This is a genomic window from Halomonas sp. KM-1, assembly GCF_000246875.1.
In the GTDB taxonomy this organism is placed as follows: Bacteria; Pseudomonadota; Gammaproteobacteria; order Pseudomonadales; family Halomonadaceae; genus Halomonas; species Halomonas aerodenitrificans.
This window is the reverse complement of record NZ_BAEU01000013.1, coordinates 1-5,200: the sequence shown is the minus strand read 5'-3', so window position 1 is coordinate 5,200 and position 5,200 is coordinate 1. Positions and strand designations below refer to the sequence as shown.

The 5,200-nt window shown below is 40.3% G+C and carries 5 protein-coding genes and 2 pseudogenes; 5 read left to right on the top strand and 2 right to left on the bottom strand.

The features are described 5' to 3' along the window. The 4 genes and pseudogenes from B8115_RS00680 to B8115_RS00665 form a co-directional block, all read left to right on the top strand. Positions 1 to 153 (top strand): annotated as a pseudogene (locus B8115_RS00680) (ATP-binding protein); the annotation flags it as partial. Between the two features lie 34 nt (positions 154 to 187). Beyond that, positions 188 to 1,786: a recombinase family protein gene (locus B8115_RS00675; RefSeq protein ID WP_010625801.1), complete on the top strand. Its 1,599-nt coding sequence runs from the start codon at positions 188 to 190 to the stop codon at positions 1,784 to 1,786. Between the two features lie 352 nt (positions 1,787 to 2,138). Beyond that, positions 2,139 to 2,723, top strand: coding sequence for a helix-turn-helix domain-containing protein (locus tag B8115_RS00670; RefSeq protein ID WP_010625800.1), 585 nt, complete (start codon positions 2,139 to 2,141; stop codon positions 2,721 to 2,723). A 190-nt stretch (positions 2,724 to 2,913) separates the two neighbouring features. Continuing rightward, on the top strand, positions 2,914 to 4,107 hold the full coding sequence (locus B8115_RS00665) for a plasmid recombination protein (protein ID WP_010625799.1): 1,194 nt from the start codon (positions 2,914 to 2,916) through the stop codon (positions 4,105 to 4,107). 75 nt (positions 4,108 to 4,182) lie between these two features. Here B8115_RS00665 and B8115_RS23205 read toward each other — a convergent pair whose 3' ends face one another. Both B8115_RS23205 and B8115_RS00660 read right to left on the bottom strand, forming a co-directional pair. Next, on the bottom strand, positions 4,183 to 4,530 hold the full coding sequence (locus B8115_RS23205) for a hypothetical protein (protein WP_141638467.1): 348 nt from the start codon (positions 4,528 to 4,530) through the stop codon (positions 4,183 to 4,185). A 1-nt stretch (position 4,531) separates the two neighbouring features. After that, a complete protein-coding gene (locus tag B8115_RS00660; RefSeq protein WP_141638466.1) occupies positions 4,532 to 4,807 on the bottom strand; it encodes a hypothetical protein in 276 nt (91 codons plus the stop codon). Positions 4,808 to 4,915: 108 nt separating this feature from the next. On the opposite strand from B8115_RS00660, the pseudogene B8115_RS00655 reads away from it, so the two are divergent. Next, positions 4,916 to 5,200: pseudogene (locus tag B8115_RS00655) on the top strand (ATP-binding protein); the annotation flags it as partial.

Genomic DNA, 5,200 nt, shown 5'->3' with positions numbered 1-5,200 from the left:
AGCGCCGTGGCCCTGGTCGGCGGCGGCTCCTGGCCGCGCCCGGGAGAGATCTCCCTGGCCCATCACGGCGTGCTGTTCCTCGACGAGCTGCCCGAGTTCAGCCGCCACGTGCTGGAGGTGATGCGTGAGCCGATGGAGAGCGGGAGGTGTTATAGTCAAACAAATTGAATGGCAAGAGCACCCACCCATGACCAAGGCAATCGCATACGTCCGCTACTCCTCAGCCATCCAGTCCAAGGGCGACAGCATAGAAAGGCAGAGAAGCCCCCTGGAAGCCTTTGAGAGCCGTTTCAAAGTAAAAATCGATGAAATCTACACGGATGAAGGTATATCGTCTTATAGGGGTGATAATATCAAGAAGGGTCGATTTTCAGAGATACTTGAAAAAATCGAAAACCAAGAAATAAAGCCGGGTGATTTTCTTGTCATCGAAAGTATTGACCGAATCAGCAGGCAAGCACTTAATAAAACAGCAGATATTCTTCAAGAAATACTTAAAAAAGGCATTCAAATATATACAACAATAGATCAACGTCTTTATAGTTATGAGGATGAAGAAAGAGATCTGGAAAATTATTTAATGATTGGCCTGATTGCCAAGCGAGCTAATGAGGAAAGCGAAACCAAAAGCAAACGTCGCCGTTCGGCTTGGAATAAAGCCAAGAAGTTAGCAGAAGAAGGGCAGGTTTTTAATACGAAGCAAAACACACCCTACGGGCTAGAAGTCGCAGATGGAAAGTTTGTTATAGTTGAAGAAGAGGCTAAAGAAATCCGCTTTATTGTAGAAAACTTGAAGTATGAAGGTGCTAGCCAGACCATTCGTAAGGTTAACGAGTGGTCAAAACGGAAATGGCAAAGCAGGCATATCGACCATTTAATGAAAAATCAATATATCAGAGGTGCTTATAGGGCACAACGGAGGGTTGATGGAAAAAAGGTTCATGAGCGATATATAGAGAACTACTACCCAAAGATCGTTAGCGATTCCGAGTTTTATGAAGCAAAAAAGTCAATGGAGAACAGGAGGGTAAAGGTTGAGTATGGCAACAAATCGATTGGGAATCTGAACATATTCAAGCACTGTATTAAGTGTGCCAACTGTGGCTCCACTATGATTTTCATGAAAAATAGAAATCCAAGGGGTGTTTGGTATAGCTATTATCAGTGTGAAACAAGGAAAGAAAAAAAGGCTGGATGTGAAGAGCAGTTCATCAGGGCTGAATATGTCCTCAGTATGTTCTTGACAGAGTTAGAACTACGGCTGGATTACAAGAAAGATATAAACGAAAAAGACAAGCTAATATATGAGATCATGAGGCCGAAAGAAAAGGAAGAAGATATAGAACTGTTTAATCGAACGAAAGAAGAGCTTTCAAAAAATATTTCGATCCTTTCAAATCTAGAAAAAACAGCAGATGAGCTTGAAGGTAAAGCACCAACGTATTTATTCAAAAAAATGGCAACTATTGAAGAAGAAGTTGAGAGGCTAAAAGCAGATTTAAACAGATTGGACGTTCAGAGAAAAGAAAACTTGGATGTATATTCATTCAATGAGCTTTTGGGTATGGTTTACACAGAAAAAGGAAGGCTAAAGATCAACAAGTTTTTAAAAGACGTTGGAATAAAGCTTTATGTGAAGCATATAAAAAAATATCGTGCTGTCGAAATGGCAATACATATCAATGAAACACGATATTCTTTTGAAGTTGGAAGGTTCAAGCTAAGAGGCAATGAGGCACTAGAGAAATACAAGATAAACAACTTGACTGACTATATAGATAATTAAAAATCTTCTTGGTTCAATAACTAGGTGGCGAAGCCACCGCATAGGATTAAAAACAAAAAAGAGCCGAAGGCTTGGGTGGTTTTCAACAAAAAAATAAGGCAGATTTTACCAAGCCTATAGAATATAGAAAGATTTCGCTGTCATATTCTAAGCACTTTTGCTTTGTAAATGGAACCCTTGATTACCGTATACGGTAACTCTAATTACCTTATACGGTATCTCAATTACCGTATAGGGTAATTATTTTTAAATTAGATTGAAAAAATATACATTGTGTGGTATAATTGCCCACACAAAAAAGGAGTTCCGCCAGAACTCCTAAGCTAACCGCTAACAATGAGGATATTATATCATGGGAATAACAAAAAAGGGAAGTTTTTTTCAGGAAAATGGAAAGGTTTATTATGAAGATGAGTTCGGTGAGATTTTTGAGCAGGAGGTGATTCAAAAATCAAAGCCTGTGGGAAATGACTTCAACCGAACCATAAGCAATAACCAGGACCACTATATCAGGATAGTAATGGAAGATATAGAAAGAGAGGCAAGTATTAAAAAGAAGTGTGAAGAATTAAGGGGGAGTTCAACAATGAGTGACAAAGAAAAGAAAACAGCTATACAAAGGCTTGTAGACTCTAATCTACAAAAAACAGATCTAATGCTTTTGCTTTATTTAATCGGCATTGCTGACTATGGCAACTATGTGAAAATGTCGCAAAAAGAAATCGCTGAGAAGCTAAACAAAAAACAACCACACATCAGTAGATCAATAAAAAAGTTACGAGAGTATGGGTTCTTGTCTACCCAATATAAAGGTATTAGGTTGCATTTAGATTTAGCTTGGAAGGGCCATGGCTACAAGCACAAGATGGAAAAGGCAATGGAAGAGATGGAGAGTAAAGCAGGTGTCAATATCCCAGACAACAACAGTCTCGCATAAGTATGTTAGAATATAATGAGCTTCATTGTATAGCTCACTATACAATGAAGCTTAACGGCTTCGCCTACTTCATTGTGTGAGCTCTGCCGAGAGCTGTGATGCTATCGCATCAATGCTTGCTCCGCAAGCATGTTAGTTATTGAAAAAAGGAATATGAATGGCATTGATTTTATAAAAGGGAGATTTAAGAATGAAAAACAAAGTATTTGTAAATATAAAGAAAAGAAAAAACTATGGTGAGCTAAAAAAGTTATTTAAGCATAATAGACGCCTAAGTGATGAAGGAAAGCTAGAGCTTCATAGTAGAGATAGGGTTAATAGCACGCAGGAGCTAAAAAGTAAAATAAAAATACTCTACAGAGCTTATCGAGAAGAGCTTGGGCTAAACACAGACTATAATCAACTTATATCTAAAAAGTTCAAAGATAATAACGTCAAACCCAGAAACAACTCCGTAATTGCCGCCACTGCTGTTTTAAGTGCTTCCTCGCCTGTGTTCAGGCCAGAATATGAGAATGGAGACCCTGACGGGGCTGGTAAATACGATGAAGAAAGGGTTGAGAAGTTCAAGAAGGCTGCTAAGAGGTTCGCATTTAAAACCTTCGGGAAGGACAATATTATTTCAATGGAGCTCCATTTATCTGAAACAACTCCGCATATACATTTGACCTTCGTTCCGATTGTTGAAAAAGAAGTTAAGGTTAGAGAGACAAAAAAGCAAAGGTTGGCTAGAGAAGTAAGGGGCGACCCAAAGCCCACTAAAGTTGTTAAGTCATTGTCTGCTAGAGATATGCTTAACAAAAAACTATTTGAGAGATTGCAAGAAAGTTTTTGTGAGTTCTGTAAGGCGGAAGGGCTAGATGTTGCTCCAGGTGAAAAAAAGGAATTTACTCAAGCAAAGCATACTGAAACCGATGAGTATGCTAGAAGAGTTTATCAAGCACTCAATAGAAAAATAGAGGTTCAAGGTGTCGAGAAGCCAAAAGATGTAAATATATATGGTTTCAAAATGCCAAAGCCTAAGAGACTCGAAAGTGCTTCTCATTATAAAGAAAGATGCGGTGATCTTATAAAAGAAATGGTTGAAGAGCAAATAGGAGAAGACTTCAAAATATTCTCTGAAGAAGCAAATTACAGCTTAAATGAGCAGTATAAAACTATTTCGATTTTGGCAGAGGAGTTACAGGTGATGAAAGAAAAGAATGAAAAGTTGGTTCAGATCAACAAAGAGTTTGGTGAGGCAATAAATAACCCTGGTTTGGTTGATAAAATAATAAAACAAATAGATGCGGAGAATGTTCTAAAAATGCCTGACTCAAGTTCGAAAGTATTGGGTGGCATCAAACGAAAAAAGCCCTGTAAGCCAAAAGGGCTTGCCGTATGACCTTGCTACAGGTTCCAGCTTTAAATAGCTGAGAGCTCTAGAATTGATTGCTCTAAAGCTTATTTCATTAGTTGGTTAAAGATATGATTTTTCAAAATCTTCAAGGCTTAGGGCGATTCCTTCGTTTATAAGAAACTCTAGTAGCTGAAATTGGGCTTTTGCTCTTTCCGTTCTATTAAGTGATTGCGATACACGCATATTTTTTATTAGCTCTTGGGTGATAATGTGTCTAGGATGTTTTTTTAGTGTGCCCATCCATTTTTCAACCTTCTTCTCATAGAGTTCCCTTTTGTGCCTTGGTAAGCTATCAAACCCACCGCCCGCTCCAATAAAGTTGTAGTTACGAGACTCTTCGAGGTCCACAAAAAAATTAGTGAGCTTTGTTAAGGCATTGCCAAGCATTAAGTCAGAAATAATTCCCATTTCAAGCCTCGTTTATAATTTTCTTCTTTGTGATTAACTGTTTGATGTAGTAAACAATTCCAGCATGTATGCTATGGGCAATTATACCTGCAAAAAAAGCTAAAGCCATGAGGTCTGCGGGTAAACTCCTGCCAGTCGCCTGGACAATAAGTATTGTTGAAAATGAGGCGATCATACCAGCTATTGGTATCCCCCATTTTGGTTTGATGAATATAACTGTTGCCCCAGCTATGATAAAGCCAATGAAATCCAAAAGCTTTGCAATAAATATAGCCATTAGCATTTCTAGACTCCGACCATCCCGTAAAATAGCGATAATACACACGAAGGATTTAGATTGTCATCCATCTGGCTCTCCTTTTAGGAAGTTTGTGAAAAACCCCTACCCTTCGAGTCGGGGCGCATCCATATCGCCCGGGCCAACCACGAGCGTCAATTCCCGGCCCGGTTCCAGCTCGTCGCAGCGATGAACCCATGTCCCTGCGGTCATCTGGGCGACCCGCGCCAGGCCTGCCAGTGCACCGCGGCGCAGATCCAGCGCTACCAGTCGCGCCTCTCCGGGCCGCTGCTCGACCGCATCGACCTGCAGATCGAGGTGCCGGCGCTGCCGCCGGAGCAGCTGACGTCACGTGAGGTGGGCGAGAGCTCCGCCGTGGTGCGTGCCCGGGTC

Coding starts and splice junctions, on each gene's coding strand:
- B8115_RS00665 (WP_010625799.1), top strand. CDS start 2,914: ATGAAAAACAAAGTATTTGTAAATATAAAGAAAAGAAAAAACTATGGT.
- B8115_RS00675 (WP_010625801.1), top strand. CDS start 188: ATGACCAAGGCAATCGCATACGTCCGCTACTCCTCAGCCATCCAGTCC.
- B8115_RS23205 (WP_141638467.1), bottom strand. CDS start 4,530: ATGGGAATTATTTCTGACTTAATGCTTGGCAATGCCTTAACAAAGCTC.
- B8115_RS00660 (WP_141638466.1), bottom strand. CDS start 4,807: ATGGCTATATTTATTGCAAAGCTTTTGGATTTCATTGGCTTTATCATA.
- B8115_RS00670 (WP_010625800.1), top strand. CDS start 2,139: ATGGGAATAACAAAAAAGGGAAGTTTTTTTCAGGAAAATGGAAAGGTT.